General features: G+C 48.1%; 16 protein-coding genes and 1 pseudogene. 1 reads left to right on the top strand and 16 read right to left on the bottom strand.

The annotated features are described in order from the left end of the window. The coding region (locus VN105_RS11955) for a DUF5690 family protein (RefSeq protein ID WP_325641124.1) at nucleotides 1–1,291 on the top strand (1,291 nt) is incomplete at its 5' end. Nucleotides 1,292–1,373: 82 nt separating this feature from the next. Here the strand turns inward: VN105_RS11955 and tatA are convergent. The 16 genes and pseudogenes from tatA to VN105_RS11875 all read right to left on the bottom strand — a co-directional run. Then, the gene (gene tatA, locus VN105_RS11950) at nucleotides 1,374–1,595 is read right to left on the bottom strand and encodes a twin-arginine translocase TatA/TatE family subunit (protein ID WP_142684874.1); all 222 of its coding nucleotides are present in this window, start codon (nucleotides 1,593–1,595) and stop codon (nucleotides 1,374–1,376) included. 129 nt (nucleotides 1,596–1,724) lie between these two features. Continuing rightward, on the bottom strand, nucleotides 1,725–2,282 hold the full coding sequence (gene cobC / locus VN105_RS11945; protein WP_325641121.1) for an alpha-ribazole phosphatase: 558 nt from the start codon (nucleotides 2,280–2,282) through the stop codon (nucleotides 1,725–1,727). Continuing rightward, on the bottom strand, nucleotides 2,267–3,043 hold the full coding sequence (locus tag VN105_RS11940) for an adenosylcobinamide-GDP ribazoletransferase (protein WP_325641119.1): 777 nt from the start codon (nucleotides 3,041–3,043) through the stop codon (nucleotides 2,267–2,269). Before VN105_RS11940 ends, cobC begins: the two co-directional genes overlap by 16 nt. After that, complete coding sequence (gene cobT / locus VN105_RS11935) at nucleotides 3,040–4,086, bottom strand: nicotinate-nucleotide--dimethylbenzimidazole phosphoribosyltransferase (RefSeq protein WP_325641117.1); 1,047 nt, start codon at nucleotides 4,084–4,086, stop codon at nucleotides 3,040–3,042. Before cobT ends, VN105_RS11940 begins: the two co-directional genes overlap by 4 nt. Further along, nucleotides 4,083–4,601, bottom strand: a complete 519-nt coding sequence (locus VN105_RS11930) for a bifunctional adenosylcobinamide kinase/adenosylcobinamide-phosphate guanylyltransferase (protein ID WP_325641115.1) — start codon at nucleotides 4,599–4,601, stop codon at nucleotides 4,083–4,085. Before VN105_RS11930 ends, cobT begins: the two co-directional genes overlap by 4 nt. A 61-nt stretch (nucleotides 4,602–4,662) precedes the next feature. After that, complete coding sequence (locus tag VN105_RS11925; RefSeq protein WP_325641113.1) at nucleotides 4,663–5,991, bottom strand: DUF5074 domain-containing protein; 1,329 nt, start codon at nucleotides 5,989–5,991, stop codon at nucleotides 4,663–4,665. Between the two features lie 196 nt (nucleotides 5,992–6,187). After that, nucleotides 6,188–6,781, bottom strand: a complete 594-nt coding sequence (locus VN105_RS11920) for a DUF6580 family putative transport protein (RefSeq protein ID WP_325641112.1) — start codon at nucleotides 6,779–6,781, stop codon at nucleotides 6,188–6,190. A 17-nt stretch (nucleotides 6,782–6,798) separates the two neighbouring features. Then, complete coding sequence (locus VN105_RS11915; RefSeq protein WP_325641111.1) at nucleotides 6,799–8,748, bottom strand: TonB-dependent receptor plug domain-containing protein; 1,950 nt, start codon at nucleotides 8,746–8,748, stop codon at nucleotides 6,799–6,801. 107 nt (nucleotides 8,749–8,855) lie between these two features. Continuing rightward, nucleotides 8,856–9,506 carry a hypothetical protein gene (locus VN105_RS11910; protein ID WP_325641109.1) on the bottom strand — a complete coding sequence of 217 codons (651 nt, stop codon included), beginning with the start codon at nucleotides 9,504–9,506 and terminating at the stop codon, nucleotides 8,856–8,858. Between the two features lie 66 nt (nucleotides 9,507–9,572). Next, nucleotides 9,573–10,445 (bottom strand): DMT family transporter, encoded by an 873-nt coding sequence (locus VN105_RS11905; RefSeq protein ID WP_325641108.1) that lies wholly within the window; start codon nucleotides 10,443–10,445, stop codon nucleotides 9,573–9,575. Between the two features lie 65 nt (nucleotides 10,446–10,510). Then, entirely contained in the window at nucleotides 10,511–11,731 is a 1,221-nt protein-coding gene (locus VN105_RS11900; RefSeq protein ID WP_325641107.1) for an MFS transporter, read from the bottom strand. 47 nt (nucleotides 11,732–11,778) lie between these two features. After that, nucleotides 11,779–12,453, bottom strand: coding sequence for a FadR/GntR family transcriptional regulator (locus tag VN105_RS11895; RefSeq protein WP_325641105.1), 675 nt, complete (start codon nucleotides 12,451–12,453; stop codon nucleotides 11,779–11,781). 431 nt (nucleotides 12,454–12,884) lie between these two features. Further along, nucleotides 12,885–13,007: pseudogene (locus tag VN105_RS11890) on the bottom strand (IS3 family transposase); the annotation flags it as partial. Between the two features lie 140 nt (nucleotides 13,008–13,147). Next, entirely contained in the window at nucleotides 13,148–14,638 is a 1,491-nt protein-coding gene (locus tag VN105_RS11885; protein ID WP_325641103.1) for a sialate O-acetylesterase, read from the bottom strand. Nucleotides 14,639–14,665: 27 nt separating this feature from the next. Continuing rightward, nucleotides 14,666–16,126, bottom strand: coding sequence for a RagB/SusD family nutrient uptake outer membrane protein (locus VN105_RS11880; protein ID WP_325641101.1), 1,461 nt, complete (start codon nucleotides 16,124–16,126; stop codon nucleotides 14,666–14,668). An 11-nt stretch (nucleotides 16,127–16,137) separates the two neighbouring features. Next, nucleotides 16,138–17,439: SusC/RagA family TonB-linked outer membrane protein (locus tag VN105_RS11875; protein WP_325641099.1), on the bottom strand; the 1,302-nt coding region annotated here is incomplete at its 5' end.

Genomic DNA, 17,439 nt, shown 5'->3' with positions numbered 1-17,439 from the left:
GCAGCATGCACATCATTTTACTTTTTCACTGTATGCTGCCCTGGTGGCCTTTGGTACATATTCCTGCATGTATGCTTTCCGGAAGCCGTTTACAGCGGGCATTTTCGAGGGCGTAACTTTCCTGGGCATTGATTATAAGATCTGGCTGGTAATTACACAAACAATTGGTTATGCCTGCAGTAAGTTTTACGGCATCCGTTTTATTGCAGAAATGAGAGGGAATAAACGGGCGCAGAGTATTATGATGCTGATAGGTATATCATGGCTGGCTTTACTGGGTTTCGCAATAGTGCCGGCGCCGTATAACATTGTGTTCCTTTTTCTCAACGGGTTTCCGCTGGGTATGATCTGGGGATTGGTGTTCAGTTACCTGGAAGGCCGGCGTAGTACGGAGTTTATGGGAGCCGTGTTATCTGTGAGCTTTATTTTTTCTTCCGGGTTTGTAAAATCGGTAGGTAAAATGACGGTGGTGAGCTGGCATGTAACGGAATACTGGATGCCTTTTATCACCGGGCTGGTATTTATTGTGCCCATCCTCGTTTGTATTTTGTTACTGGAACAGATCCCGCCACCTTCGGCCGCGGATGAGCAATTGAGAACGCGCCGTGCGCCTATGAATAAACAGGAAAGGAAAACATTTCTCCATACCTTTTTACCGGGACTGGTATTACTCATTGCCAGTTACGTATTGCTCACGGTATTGAGAGACATGCGGGATAATTTTGCGGCAGATATCTGGAAGGACCTGGGCTATGGCTCCGTAGCGGGCATTTTTACGCAAACGGAAATTCCTGTTTCCCTGGCCATTATTGTGATCATGGGATTGCTGGTATTTGTGAAGAATAATTTTCACGCGTTTATGCTGAATCATTTTATTGTGATCACCGGGTTCCTGGTGGCGCTCATCAGCACTTTGTTATATAAGCAACACCGGCTGGACCCGGTATGGTGGATGACTTTAACGGGATTGGGCCTGTATATGGGGTATATTCCATTTAATTGCATTTTCTTTGAAAGACTGATCGCTGTATTTAAATACGTAAGCAATGTGGGCTTTATCATTTATGTGGCGGATTCTTTTGGCTACCTGGGAAGCGTGCTGGTGATGTTGTTCAAGAACTTCGGTGGAGTTGCTTTATCGTGGAGCCAGTTTTTTACAGATGCGGTATTGGGCGTATCAGTTACGGGTATAGTGATGATGCTGGCTTCTGCCTGGTATTTTAAAAAAAGATTTGAATCAGTGAACAATAAAAGTACTTCAAACCTGGATGAGGTACAGATCGCAGCCTGACAAAGCGGGTTGTAAACGCATAAAAAAAGGCAAATCGTGCATGCTGAATGCGCAATTTGCCTTTTGTTTTTATAACAGGAATTTAGTTCGCTTTGGCGTCAGACGCGTCGGCTTTAGTTCCTTTTTTGCCTGGTTCATCTTTGGCATCTTTAAACTCACGAATGCCGCTACCCAAACCACGCATCAGCTCAGGTATCTTCTTACCACCAAACAATAACAGTACTACCAATGCTATCAGCAGTAATTCTTTGATACCTATCTCCTGCAAAAACAAAAGCGGGATATTCAGAAAAGATGTTGTCATTATAACAGATTTTATTGTGTGCTTTTATATACGGTATATGCAAACATAAAGTTAGCACGAATTACCAGTTTTTTTGTTTTTTAGGGAGATATTTAAAAATTTTAATATAATTCGTTTAAAGACAGCTATTTACAGATTAGAAATTATCACTTTTACCTCCCCGTTTTCTACCCGTAAATGCGAAATATGACCATAATCCACGGAAATATCGAACGCATCCACAAGCGGAGTATCGGTCACATGGGCCACTATACAGCGGATCACCCCGCCATGCGTAACCAGCACCGTATCTTTTCCTGTGGCGGTTATTTCTTCCAAAACTGATATACTCCGGTTATACAGCTCTTCATAGCTTTCTCCGCCGGGAATATGCTCAAACACCACGTTATCTGCCCATTTACTCAGGGCATTTTTGCTGATATTGTCCCAGGGCAGCATTTCCCAGTTACCAAAGTTCATTTCTTTTAGCCTGTCGTCTTTAATATAATCGGCGCCGAATAATGCGGCTGCCAGCTTTTCACAGCGTTGCAGCGGGCTGGTATATACAGCCAGCGGCGCTGCCGGGAGCAAGGGCTTTATCCGGGCCGCCTCGGCGTCAAAACTGCCAGCTACATCCACATCGGATGCACCGTAACAAATACCACTTTCTATTGCCGGTGTAGTATGCCGGATCAGATATATTTCCATGTAAGAATACAAAAGCATAAATAAATAACAGTTTCCGATACCTGTTGTACCGCGCCCAGGCAATCGCCTGTATAGCCGCCTATCCACTTCTGCATGAGCCGTACCATATACCAGCGGGCTAATACCAGGGCCGGAATGGTAAGCAGCAGGGTGTAGTTCTGCAGGTAAATCATGACTGCAATAAAAGGAATAAAGCCCCATAAAGCGGCTATCCACAGGTCGCGCAGGGTAATGCCCCGGGCAATAGGTTTGGCCTTACTATCGTCGTTTTCACGCACATACTTATGAGTATATATTACCGTTACAGCCATAAAGCGGCTCAATGGTTGTGCGCTTATAACTGTCAGCATCACTTTGTACAGCGACAGCTCGCGGAGCGACAGGTATTTCAGGGTCATGATCAGCAACAGGCCCAGCATACCGTAAGTGCCTATACGGCTGTCTTTCATGATCTCCAGGATCTTTTCCTTGGTCCACCCGCCGCCGAAACCATCGCACATATCTGCAAATCCGTCTTCATGAAAAGCGCCGGTAACCCATACCCCTGCGATAATGGCCAGCAATATGCTCACCATCGGTGGCGCAATAGTGCCCAGTACATACAGCACGCCTGTCATAATAATGCCTGTTATCCATCCTATGAGCGGAAGATAGCGGGTAGCCTTGCTGAGCATTTCCGGAGACCAGGAAGCACTAACGGGAACGTGTATACGCGTATAATACATGATAGCGGTGAGCAGTAGCTGCCACTGTTTTTTCATATCGAACGGTTTGATACCTGTGCACTGTTAAAACTGGCCATTTCTTCCAGAAAGGCTACCGCACTTCTGATCAGGGGAATGGCCAGTGCGGCGCCGGTACCTTCTCCCAAACGCATATCCATTTGTAATAAAGGTGATACTTCAAGATGTTGCAGCATCGCTTTATGGCCTTTTTCTTCGGAGCAATGGGCAAAAATGCAATAATCTTTTACACTGGGCTGCATTTGTGTGGCAGCCAGTAAAGCGGCGGTTACAATAAAACCATCTATCACCACCAGCATGTTAAGGGCTGCCGCCTGTTGGATAGCGCCACAGATCATGGCAATTTCAAAGCCGCCAAATGTAGCCAGGGCCTGTTCCGGCGAGGCAGGAGAGCCATGTTTAGTCATTACCTGCTGCAGGATGGCCTTTTTTTGCGTTAGCTGCTGTGTATTGCTGCCGGTGCCGGCGCCGGTGCATTCGGCTATAGGTATGCCGGTAAAATGACTCATGAGCAGCGATGCGGCAGAGGTATTACCAATGCCCATTTCCCCGAATCCCACTACGTTACATCCTTTTTCGAAAAGCAGTTTCACTTCAGCGGCGCCCGCCTGCATGGCCAGTTTGCACTGATCCAGCGACATGGCCGGCATATGCAGGAAATTTTGTGTGCCCATACCCATTTTGCGGTCTTTCAGCTGCGGATGCGGTGCAAACACATGATTTACTCCCGCATCTACTACGGTAAGGTCCAGCTGGTGCTGCCTGCAAAATACATTGATCGCTGCACCACCGTTCAGGAAGTTATATACCATTTGAGCGGTAACGGCTTGTGGAAAAGGATTTACCTGCCCATCGGCAGCAATGCCGTGATCTCCTGCAAATACAATGATAGCGGGATTTTTTACAGACGGGCTCAGTGTATTTTGTACCAGCCCCGCCTGCAGGGCAATTCCTTCCAGCTTTCCCAATGAACCGGGCGGCTTGGTCTTTTGATCTATCTTATCCTGCAAAGCGGCTTTCAGTTCGGTAGATACAGGTAGTATACGGATATCATTCATCATGAGGGATTTTCTTTTTTAATTACAACCGGGATGCCCGACACCATTAGTGTAACGGTACCGGATATACGTGCCGTATATTGGTTCACCCAACCCTGTAAGTCGGTAAACTTGCGACCGGCTTCGGTTTCAGCATGAACACCCATTCCAATTTCGTTGGTCACAATAATAAAATTGCCTGCCTTCTGGTGAATGGCATGTATTTCCGCCTGTATGGCCTGCAGTGTATTGCCGGTATGATAATCGTGTGTAGTAAAAAAGTTGGTAAGCCAGAGGGTGATGCAGTCGATCACTACAGTGTGCCCGTCCAGCGGAAGGCGGCTTACATACAGCTCCTCTTCATAGTTCACCCACGCAGCTCCTCTTTCCTCTTTATGCCGCTGTATGCGCTGTGCAAAATCATCGTCCCATACTTTGGCGGTAGCCACATATATAGGGTGAGCGCTTTGTGATAAGGCCAGCTCCTGTGCGTACCTGCTTTTACCCGAACGGGCGCCGCCTGTAATTAAATGTAGCATAGAAAAGCTTTTAGCCTTGTTCGGGTGGCCTGTTTTTATCAAAAACAGGCCACCCGAACTATTAGTTAAATAACGGCATTGATGTGAAGAAGAAGCCTGTATAGTTCACACTTTTCTTCAGCCCGCCGCTGCTGGCATCGTAGATGTACAGCGTATTGTTTTTATAGTTATCGCCATAACCTGATTTCACATCTGTTACCACAATGGTATTGTTACCCGGGTTATATCTTACCCCTGTGCCATACATTTCACGTCCGGCCGGAATGGTTACAAATGGTGTGTTCAGGGAATTAGCGTTACCAACTGCATATTTGTATACTTCCGTACCGCCGGCGCCCCATGAATTTGTTTTGCCGATGAATACCGCATTTTCTGTGGTAGATGCGCTCAGCATTCCCGCATTCCATGCGCCCCAGGAGCCATATACCGGGAAGGGAACCGTAACGGTATCTATTGCCAGGTTGTTGGCATTAATGGCAAACAGCATGTTATTGCGGGCAGCCCAAACGGTACCATCCGGTGTACGGGTAAAGCCTACATCTGCGGAGCCCAGTACTTTGGCTACGCTCAGGTCGGTGTTGTTTAATGCTACTATACCCTGCGATTGCGACATTACCAGTACATAACCTTCAGCAGTAAGCATACCGCCTACCTGGCCGCTTACACCAGCCAGTTTACTGCCTACAGCCAGTGTTTGCAGGTTAACGGGATACACGCCATCGGCAGTGCCTATTAAGCCGGTGCTGCTGTTTATACCGCAAAAAGAGTTGCCTGCTGCGGGAAGCTGGTCAATACGGCCTGTTTCTTTCATGGTGCCGGGATCTACTACCACGAAGGCGCCCTGTTTGGATACCAGGTACATTTTATTATTGTAAATAGCGCCGTAACCGGTAGTGGTACCTAATGTTTTACCTGGATTGGTTCGTTGAAACACATCTTGGTAAACGGAATCTTCCCCGTTCCGGTAAAAATTCACATCTCCGGGGCCATGGCCAAACCAGCCTTCATTTACCAGGAAAAATCCATTTTCAAATTTGCCCAGCACCTTGATACGGTAAAAGAAGGTTGCCAGTGCATTGCCGGAAATTATTTTATAGGAGATAGTATAATCACCTTTTGCTGTTGCGTTGAAAGTATAGGTAGAATCGGTACTTACCTGTACGCCGTTTACCAGCCAGAGGAAAGTAGGATCTTTTACTTCTGCCAGTTGCGGGCTCAATACACGGCTGTCGCCAATAAAAATGGTATCATTACCGTCTTTCAACCCCGGGCTCACTATCCGTGGTACAATTACTTCTGCCTGGTTATCTTTAGAGCAGGAGGCTAATCCTGCAATAGCGAATACTGCTGCAATAAAGGAAACCTGAAATTTGCGTGAAATGCTGCGCATGTGTCGTGATTTATTTTCGTATGTCTTGTTTTCGTATGGGTATTACAGTAAAACTGTAGCCAGGGTGCTAATACAGAAATGCTATGCAGAAGAGAGAAAAATAATGAAATCCCCTATAATAAATTTAGAGATTCAGAGTCGGGCAAATGTGTTCATCTGCCCAAGCTCCAAATCTCTAAAAACAAATATAAAAATACTATTGTGCAAAACGCAGTCTGCGTTTAACCAGTTCAAAGCTGCCAAAGAAAATGCTGCAGTAAACAATATTACCCACCAGCACATACCACATATAAGGAATTGCCTGGATATAGCAGCTGGCTAATCCTGCAGCATCTTTGGTATATGGCAAACCTGTAAGCATGTTGGTGGAACCGCTGATCCACACGCCGAAGTTAGACACCAGGAAGTGCAGGAGCGCTGCGCCTGCAGAGCCCATCAGGATGTTGGCCACACTTGCTTTTTTGATCAAAAGCTGACCCAGTAATACAATCAGCACAAAGCTGGCGTAATTCCATACCCAACCCCTGTACAGCAAGCCTTCCGCAAATTGCTTATGAAAAACCTGTATCAGGATAATGTCGCTAACGAACAGCGTCAGTAAAGGGAAGGCGTACGATTTCCATTTTTGTGAAAAAGAAGCGCCGCCGAATAAAGCCATAGCACCTACCGGGGTAAACATAGCGATTGGTTGCATGGTAGCATCTGATCCCAACACGATACGTATTACACCTGCTGCCAGGATAAAAAGCAGCAACACACCAAATCGTGGATTAAGATTCTTTAAAGACATTATATTGATTTTAATGTTTACAAATTAAATACGATACCGGTATTAAAATTAAACCGGCGTGAATTATAACCCGAAATATCAAAATACTGATAATCTGTAATATTTCTGAAACCGGCGAAAATTTTAAGCAAGTTACCAAATTTATATTCACCATATAAATCCACGGTATAATAATCCCCCATCGGATTAGCTCCCTCAAAACGCTTATCGATGTATTTAGCGGTGGCCGATACATACAGCGCCCGGGTGGCCTGGTAGCTTAAAGTGGCATTCAGGGCGTGTTTCGGGATCCTGTACAGGTTGTAGTAAGAAGAATCCTTACCATCCTGGTTTACGGTAATACGGCCATCCACATAGGTATAATTGGCCGTTAGCTGCAGCTTTCTGGTAATGCGCCAGGTAACTTCCGCTTCGGCGCCATATGCCTTTTGTTTGTTGGCATTCCGGTACTGGCTGAAAAAGGTAACGGGATCAAAGTAAAAGATCACCAGGTCGCGGGTATTGCGGGCAAAACCGGTTACCCGGAAATCCACTTTGCCGTTAGCTACATTGGCCTGGTAGCCTGCCTCATAATTGGTAGTGGTTTCCGGCTTCAGGTCCCGGTTACCATAACCGGTGGCATATAACTGGTACAGGGAGGGAACCATGTAGGCGGAAGAAATATTGATAAATACCTTATGGTTGGGATTGATCAGGTAAGATGGATTAATGGAGAAGGTTTGGTTATTACCATACAGGCTATGGTGATTGAACCGGCCACCTACTTCCAGGTTAAAGCCATTCATGTTATGTAACAGGAACGAGGCATACACGCTGATCTGGCTGGTATGGGAACTGTCGGGCGATAACTTGCTGGGAATAATTACCCCCGGGGTGTAAGTGCTTTCCAGGAAATCTTCCTGGTTGGTGGCTGCGCGGTTATAGGCGGCGCCTCCGATCAGCCTGACCCGGCTGCTCAGGTCAAGGTTCACATAACTCTCCACCTGGTGGATGTTGGAGGTGAACAGGGAGCTGTCGTACCGCGCATAGGCGCCCACGCCCACATAACCGGAGTCGTTCAGTATTTCCCGGTTGGTGTGCTGGTAGCTGTACAAAACGTGCCAGGACCCGTTTTTAAAGCGGTATTCGCTGTTGAAGCCATTGAGCAGGTATTTTGACTTACCGTTATAATCCGTTTCGTCTTTGTAGCCGCCCTCGTCCAGGTCGTGGTGATAATTGCTGAAATTGAACAGGTAGCCGAAATTCCAGCGTTTCCCCGCAGTAAGCCCCAGTTTGGCAAAAACGTTATGTTGCCGGAAACCGTCGTTATCAAACCCTGCTTTGCGGGTGGAGTCGTAGGCATCGGAGAAACCCTTGGTGTTTTCATGTTTGTAGCTTAACAGGTAGGAGAACCGGTTAATGTTGCCATGTACATTTACATTTCCCTGGAAATCGTGGTAGCTGCCATAGCTGACGGTGGCGCCTGCGCCAAATTTTTTATCACCGGTTTTGCGGGTAATGATATTGATCACACCTGCTACGGCATTGGAGCCATAGAGGGTGGACTGGCTGCCACGGAGTATTTCGATCCGCTCTACCTGGTCGGGGGTAATGAAGTTGAGATCAAAGGTGTTATTGATCTGGGAGGCATCGCTTACCGGGAGGCCGTCTACCAGGATAAGGGTATTGCCGGTGGAAGCCCCGCGCATATACACATTGGGTACAGTGCCGGGGTTGTTTTCAGCGCCGTTGATGATCAGGCCGGTTTGCTGGTTCAGGATGCCGGCAATGCTCCTGCCGCTGTTGCGCTGCAGGTATTCATGTGAAAGGATGGTAACTACCTTACCGGTTTCACCGGCCTTCTGCGGGCCTTTGGCGGCAGTAACAGTGATTTCGTTCAGCTGGTTGATACGGCTGGTATCCTGTGCGGCAGCAGCAGTATACAGTGCGGCAGATAAGAAAAGGGACGTGTAAATTTTTAATTGCATCCGCAAAATGTTGATTAGCGATTTATAAAATAAAAATGCAGCGGGGACAAAAGTAGGTTACTTCATCGCCACTGCATTTTCTGAGGCAAACTGCCGGAGCAGATTGCTTATCCCGGCATCCGGGAAATATATTTATCCATTTCTTTGATCTGGCTTACGATCTGCGCAGTGGTAGGCTTTTGAGCTTTTGCCCTGCGGAAGTATTCTTTGGCCGATTTGAAGTCGCGGCGGCTCATGGCAATGGAAGCCAGGGTTAACAGGGCCGCAGCCGAGTTTTCCTTGTCCGGCAGGCCTTTGCGCATCGCTATTTTCAGGTTCTGGTCAGCCGTTTTCAGGTCATTTTTCTGATAGGCGATAGTACCCAGCTGAAAATACTGCATCCCCTCATATTCCTTCATGGGGCTGCCGGAGTTAATGCTCTGGCGTATGGTGGCTTCAGCTTTATCGAGGTCGTTAGAGTACATGGCCATGTTGCTTTGCATAAAATAATATACAGAGCGGATCGGTTTGTACAGCAGTTTAGGGAACTTTACCTGGTTCATCAGGGCGGTAGCCCTTTCAATGTCGCCGGCTTCCACGGCTTCCTGTACTATCCTCATAGGACCAAACATCACATGCGTTACCAAACACACCAATGCCAGCACCAGCACAATAGTGGCTTCCCACCAGCCAATAGTAAGGCCCAGTGCAATACCGCCTGCCAATAACAGGATGCCGATCGGAAGGCGATATAGAATAAAAAAATTAAATGCTTTCATGAAAAAACAGTTCGTAAATCACTAATGAGGGAGCAAAGATAAATAAAAAAAACACCTCATGGGTTTTCATTTCCGCCGTTTCAGATTTGCCATGGCAATAGCTCCTAATATGATGGCTACGCCCAGTACCTGGAGAGAGGATACGGGTTCATGCAGGAAAATGGTGGCCGCCAGCATGGCTACCGGCAGCTCGGCGGCACTGAGGATGGCGCCCAGCGATACGCCTGTTTGGGGCATTCCCTTTGAAAAAAGGAAAGGCGGCAGCACCGTACCAAAAAGGGAGAGGGGAATGCCCCATATCCACAGGCTGGTGTCGGTAAAACGGCCGTTATAGAGGTACACCGGCGGGAAAATGAGGCTGATAAGCACAAATGCCCCGGTAACAATCCAGGCGCTTTTCAGCACAGGGCCTAATGAAGCGGCTACACGGCCGCTTACCACAATAAAAACGGTATAGCACATGGCGGCCAGCAGGCCAAAACCAATACCCTTCCAGTTCGGGGTGGTATGACCGTAGTTAAACAAACCTCCCGCCAGCAAGGTGCCGGCAAGAATAAAAAATACAGCCACCCACTGTACGGGCGAGGGACGTTTTTTATAGAGGATCCATTCTGCCAGCATACTCATCCAGGTAAACTGCATCAGTAAAATAATGGCAATACTGGCAGGGATATATTGTACACTCTGGTAATAAGTGATGCTTACCATTCCGGTAGAACTGCCCAGGAGAAAGCAGGCACGGGCAGCCTTGTTGCCCAATCCCACCGTTCTTTTACCGGAAAGCGCGTGGATGATCCATAGCGCCACCATTCCGAATCCCGCCTGCACACTGCATAATTCGCCTAAAGTATAACCCTGCTGATAACCCGATTTAACGATCGTTGATAAAATCCCAAAGCTGCATGCGCCAAGCAGCACAAGCAGTATGCCTTTCCACATAAGTATTGTTTTAGGGTGCGAATGTATACCAATTCAGCGGAGGCCTGCGCCTCCGCTGAATGCTGCTATTTCTTTTTCTCAAGATTGGGAAGGAAACCGGTAAGGAGTCCTATTAATGGAAGATACGCACAAACCTGGTATACATAGGCAATACTGGTGGCATCTGCCAGGCGGCCCAGCAGTGCAGAGCCTACACCGGCCATACCAAAGGCAAGGCCAAAGAATAATCCGGCAATCATGCCTACTTTACCCGGCACCAGTTCCTGTGCATAAACAAGGATCGCGGAAAATGCGGAGGAGAGTATAACGCCAATGAATACACTGAGCACAGCGGTCCAGAACAGGGTGGCATGCGGCAGCAGTAAGGAAAACGGCGCTACGCCGAGGATGGAGATCCAGATCACATATTTACGGCCGATGCGGTCGCCCACAGGGCCGCCGATAAAAGTACCCGCAGCTACGGCAAACAGGAAGATGAACAGGTATACCTGCGATGCCTGCGTGGAAATATGGAAACGGTCCATCAGGTAAAAGGTATAGTAGCTGGTCATACTGGCCATGTAGAAGTATTTGGAGAAGATCAGCACCAACAGGATACCCAGTGAAAATATGACCGTGGAGTTGGACAGCTTTGGCCTGTCCAGCTCCAGTGCCACCTTTTTCGGTTTAATACGGTGGGTGTTGGAAAGATACCACTTGCTGATGTTCAGCATTACCACGATAGCCAGCAAGGCGGCTACAGAAAACCAGATGACATGAAACTGCCCAAAGGGAACAATTACCATGGCCGCCAGCAGCGGTCCCAGGGAACTGCCGGCGTTGCCGCCTACCTGGAACAGCGATTGCGCCATACCATGTTTACCGCCGGAGGCCATATGCGCCAGTCGTGATGCTTCGGGGTGAAATACCGCGGAACCCACACCTACCAGTCCCACAGATACCAATACCATCGGGAAGTTGTGCGACAATGATAAACATACCAGCCCGATCAGCGTGAAGCCCATACCAACAGCCAGTGAATAAGGTTGCGGTTTTTTATCGGTATACAGGCCCACCAGCGGCTGCAGCAGGGATGCCGACATCTGGAACGTAAGGGTGATTAACCCTACCTGTGTGAAATTTAATTTAAGCGAATCCTTGAGTACAGGATACATGGCAGGAATGAGCGACTGCATCGTGTCGTTCAGGAAGTGGGTAAAACTTAACGCCAATAGGATAGACAGCACCGTGTTTTGTGCTGCCTGTTGTGTGGCAACTTTGTGCTGTTCTGTTAATGTTGTTTCCATTTCTGTTCTTTTAAGATCAGATCATCTGATGTTTAAGGGTAAAAAAATTATTTGTTTTGGTCACTGATCTTGGTTGCCCACACCAGCGCCTTCTTTGGATCTTTGTCTATAACGCTTTGCAGCAGCGCATCATGGTAATGCTGTGTACGCACAAAACTGTCTGTATTGGCAAAACGCAACAGGAAAGATTTTTTCAGGTGCTCTGCCACGGTTCTGTACAGGTCGCGCATAATTTCATTTTTACCTGCTTCCGCCAGCGCGTTGTGAAAGTTGATATCCGCCTGGATACAAGGTTCCAGCTGGTTATTGGACGCATATTCAAAACGCTTTTTCAGAAATCCCTTCATTTTCTCAATATCCCTGCTGTTGCGATGCATGGCAGCTTTCTCTGCAATTTTTACTTCCAGCAGGAAACGCACTTCATTCAGGTCTTCAAAATCAGCCCGTTGCAACCGTTGCGACAATGCTTCACCCGTACCGGATTGCGACAGTACAAAGGTGCCCAGTCCCTGCTGCACCCGCACCAGCCCCCGATGGGCCAGTACTTTCACTGCCTCCCGGATGCTGGAACGACCTACGGAAAACTGCAGCATCAATTCCGGTTCTGTGGGCAACTGCTGTCCCACTGCATATTTCCCGGATGTAATCAGCTCCTGGAGGCGGTCTGCCACCTCTTCCGCCAGGCTGAGTCGTTTTAAAGGAGAAGTGTTTGTATTCATCATATCATCTGATGTTTGCAAAGGTAATGGAACTTTTTACTTTTTTATATTTTTTTTGGGGAGATGAAGAACGGGTTATTATATATTTAGCGGAACTGAAATATTAATTGAATTTGAGATAATAATGGCACGTGGCAGGTATACACTTAAATTGGCGTTCATGTGGAGTTGCTGTTACTTTCCGCATACTTCGCGGATGCTTCGGACTCGTCTATGAGTCGTATTTCCTATACAGTCACCATACAGTCACCATACACTCCCCATATAGTCACCATACACTCCCCATACACTCCCCATACACTGTGCATACACTCCCCACCGTCTGTCTCGTCCTAAAATAGCTATACAGGTTAAGAAATAATCCTGAAATTGTTTTACAGTTTGTCATGTAAATCCTGATTTTACTTTACACTGTCATATGGCAGAGCTGGTTGCTTGATGATGCCATTAACTCTTTCTGCGAATGCATTTTCATAAGGGCTGCCATTGATAGTATTGTCTGTCAGTAACCTGAAATAATCCTTACAACAATATTGCACTCCCCTGTCAGAGTGATGGGTCAGATTCAGGTAGTTAGCTTTGCGTATCACTAACCCATAACTGATGGGCAATTGTTCGCGGATTGATTTACGTAATATAAAACCATGTTTAGTCCTGGAAAAGGTTCACATCGCACACCTCAAAAAACAACCCGGCACTATTTCCCTGCTTTCTCCTCCCAGTGATCCGTTCTGAACGGCAGCGCCGGAAATCCTTTTCCATTTTCCAGGTTGGTAACCGGGTAATTGAAAAAGGCATACCTCACCGCTACGGGGCGTTTTACCTTTGCGGCATGCAGCACCACCGTTTCCCCGGAAATGGTAGCAGCCGCAGGATAAAATTGCTGATCACTGCCTGCCAGCATAAAAAAGGCCGGGGGCTGCCCATTATTTGTTTTTAAGCCCCCTGCCAGGCTTTCGGGGTCAAAGTACACTACTGCTTTGGCCTTTTCAAAAATTACATGATGAAATGCAGGGCCATTGTAATCAACCTGCAGCTGGCCATATGTCCTGTTCAGGGCGGTAGCCGCCAGCCGGTGACCAATGGGTTTCTTATTTTTCGGATGCAGGTTTTTCGCTTCGCCCACATCCATGGTTACTACCATGGCCGTATTATTCAGCGCGGCAATCTTTTCCTGCGCTTCCCGGAAAAAGGCGTCGAATGCCAGTGCAGGATTTTCCTTATCGTGGAAGAACGGCGCTATCTGCACATAATAAAAAGGCAACTCTCCCTGGGCAAACTGTGTTCTCCAGCTTTTGATCAGCGTTTGGGTAAGATGGGTATAGCTATCGCGCTCCATGTGATTGGCCTCTCCCTGGTACCAGCAAAACCCGCGGATAGACAAATGCCTGAACGGATGGATCATGGCGTTGTATAACAGATACGGGCGCATTACCTTTTCAAAGGAAAATCCTGCATTGATCTTTTCCGCCGACTTCGGGCTTCGAAGATAAGGCTGCAGGTATACCGAATCCAGCAACGGGTCTGAAGCGAGTACGCCGCGGGGCACATAGGCCTGCGCACCGGAAGCCCCTATACCGGTAAAAATGATGCCAACCGGCACCTGCAATTTTTCGGAGAGTTCTTTCCCGAAGTAATAGGCCACGGCGCTGAAATCTTTTACTGTTTGCGGACTACAGCCTTTCCATCTCCCGCTGATAGTATCAATAGGTTCATTACTGAAATTTAAGCCGGCATTGAACAGGCGGACATTGGGCAGCGCCGCCAGTGGAATTTCAAGGTCACGGTTCAGTTCTTCTTTCATGGAAAACTGCATGTTACTCTGCCCGCTGCATAGCCAAACTTCGCCAATCAGCAGATGACGCAATACCACGCTGGTTCCCGCGCTGCTAACCGTAAGCCGGTAGCTGCTGAAATCGCCGGGCTTTACTGCCTGCACTTCCAGTATTGCCATGAATTGATTACTGCTGTCGGCTTTTACTTCTACGGTGCGGTTGTTCCAACTGCCGGTAACCGCCACCATGCTGCCTGCACTGGCCCGGCCCCACACTTTGAAAGGTTTGTTTTGCTGGATCACCATACTATCCTGCAACACGCTTGCCAGCTGAACGGGCTGCTGCTGTGCCACGGCAACGCCACACAGCACGAACAGCAGGTAACATAAAATACTATATCTCTTTATAAACATAATTTCTTTTCTTAAAAACAAAACAGATCAATACCCCGGGTTCTGTTTGAGCAACCCGTTACTGAGTTGTATTTCACGCAGGGGAATGGGCAGGTGATTATTTGTGCCTTCTGCATAACCGGGCAAAGTAGCTGCAGCCTTGCCCGTTCTTACCAGTTCATTGAAACGCAGATGTTCGCCCAGGGCCGATTCCACGCGCATTTCATGATAAATGTTATCCAGCGTAACAGTGGTCAGGTCCGGCAGCACTGTCTGATCAGTATTTCCACCGCTTTTGCGGGCGCGTTGACGCACCTGGTTCACCAGTTCCAGCGCCCTGCCTGCGTTGCCATTATGAATCGCTGCTTCCGCGGTCCACAGCATTACAACGGCCAAACGGAAGATCCGCTCATTGGTGGGGCCGTCGCCTACGCTACCACCGGCATTGAAAGGAATTTCATTCGGAGGCAGCCAGTAACGCTTGTTGTAATATCCCGTTTGACTGGAAGTAGTATTAGCCACTGAACCATCCGGCAATACGTCGTTGTTGGCAATTACCGTGGCTTTCAGCCTGGGATCGCCCCGCTCGTAGGTTTTCACCAGGTCAGGCGATGGTACCACGAAACCATAACCCCATGTATTTCTTGCGTTAATCCAGAGATTGATGTTGGAGCCCACTCCTTTGCCGGGAATGTTAGCCATATTGATTTCAAAAATGGAGCCTGTGCCGAACTCGCCTGCGGTAGTGAATATTTTTGCATAATCAGGGGCCAGGGTGTATTCTCCCGACTGGATTATTTCCTCCCCGAGGCGTTGTGCATCGGTCCACTTTTTCTGCCACATGTACGTATACATCAGCAGTGTTTTAGCGGCACCGGAAGTGGCTTTTCCATTTTTATCCGCCGCCAGCTGCGATTGCTTTGGCAACACCTGCATGGCGCTGTCGGCATCCTTTTCAATCTGCGCCCATACCTGCGCTTCCGGTACCTGGGGCTGGTTATATTCGCCCGTTGCCAATGGCACTGTCACCAACGGTACATTGCCAAACAGCTGCACCAGTTGCAGGTAAAAATAAGCCCGCCAGAAGCGCGCCTGCGCCAGGATATTTTCTTTGTCCGCTGCGTTCATTGCTATGGCGGGCACTTTATCCAACACTAAATTGGCCAGGTATACTCCATGATAATTATATTGCCAGGCATCCTGTACATAGCTGTTGTCCGGCTTGGCGGTGAATAATTTCAGTTGTTGTATTTCCGCTACATCGGAGGCGCCGCCGCCGCCTTTCTCCGCATCGTCGGACATTACATCGCCTACTACGATACGGGTTTCCAATGCGAAAAAGTTTTGCGGCCGCGCAGCAGCATACACGGCGTTCACGGCAGCTTCTGCATCTGCTGCCGTTTTATAATAAGTAGCTGTGGAAAGATGCGCCGTTGGATCTTCCTCCAGGAATTTGGAGCATCCTGCAAGACTTCCCGCAGCGATGATCAGTAACAGTAAATATTTCATACCAATAGTCATTATAAAGTGAGATTGATACCCGCCATGATAGTTTTGGGTTGTGGGTAGTTCACCTGGTCCTGCCCCAGGTTCAGGGTGCCTGCATTTCCACCGAAGGTGATGCCTATTTCAGGATCGTAACCATCGTAATGGGTAAACGTGATCAGGTTTTGCCCGGTTAAATACACACGCATACCACTCAGATGCCAGCGTTCCATCAGCTTGTCCGGCAAATTATACCCGAGGGTAATGTTGCGCAGCCGCAAATATGCGCCGTTGGTAAGGTAGTAGCTGGAAGCCCTGGAATTGAAGTTGCGATCGTTGGCAGTAAGCCGTGGAATAGTAGTGCTGGTGCCTTCTCCATGCCATCTGCCCAGGGTTTCCTGTTCCATGTTATAGTTGGAAATAAAGAAACCGTTGGTGTTGTATTTGTAAGATTGATAAATCTTATTCCCACTCACTCCGAAAAATGCCAGGTTCAGATCAAAGCCTTTGTAATTGGCGCCCACATTAAATCCGTACTGGATATTTGGAATGGGCGATCCGAGGAAGGTTTGATCCTGGTCATTAATTACCTTATCGTTATTCAGGTCTTTAAAGCGGATATCGCCGGGCACGGCGTTGGGTTGGGCAGCATGATTGCTGATCTCCGCCTGGTTCTGAAAAATACCGTCGAACACATATCCGTAAAACTCCGCTACGCGGTGACCGGCCTTGGTCATATTCGGGCTGTTGAATATTTGCGCGCCTTCATTTTCGAGGCTCAGCACTTCGTTATGCAGGGTAGATAAGTTAGCGCCGGCATTAATGCGCAGGTCTTTATTAAAGCTGTGGTTGTATTCCAGTTGAAATTCGAAGCCCGAGTTAGCCATGGATGCTACGTTGGTAAGTGGCCCCGTAGAGAAGCCGCTTTCAAACAGGATAGGGATCCGCAGCAGCATATTGTTGGTTCTTTTATTGTAGTAGTCGATGGTTCCGGTGAGGCCTTCAAATACTTTGAAGTCGAGGCCCAGGTCCCACTGCCGCACCTGTTCCCATTTCAGGTCGGGGTTACCGAGTCCGGCCGGCTCGGCAGTAAGGTAAGCGCCGTTACCGAAAGCGTAGTTATAATTATTAATGGTAGATGAAAAATCGTAGTACCCTGCACTGGACTGATTACCTACGATACCCCAGCTTGCCCGGAGCATCAATGCGCTTAACCGGCCCTTGTCGCTCAGGAAGTTCTCCTTGCCCAAAGCCCATCCCAATGAGGCGGAGGGGAAATTGCCATACTTATTGTTTGCGCCGCATTTAGAAGAGCCATCGCGCCGGATAGTAGCCGT

Origin of the sequence: Chitinophaga sp. (genome assembly GCF_035564935.1) — a bacterium.
Classification (GTDB): Bacteria; Bacteroidota; Bacteroidia; order Chitinophagales; family Chitinophagaceae; genus Chitinophaga.
Note: the sequence above shows the minus strand (reverse complement) of the source record. Positions and strands in the feature narration are given on the sequence as shown.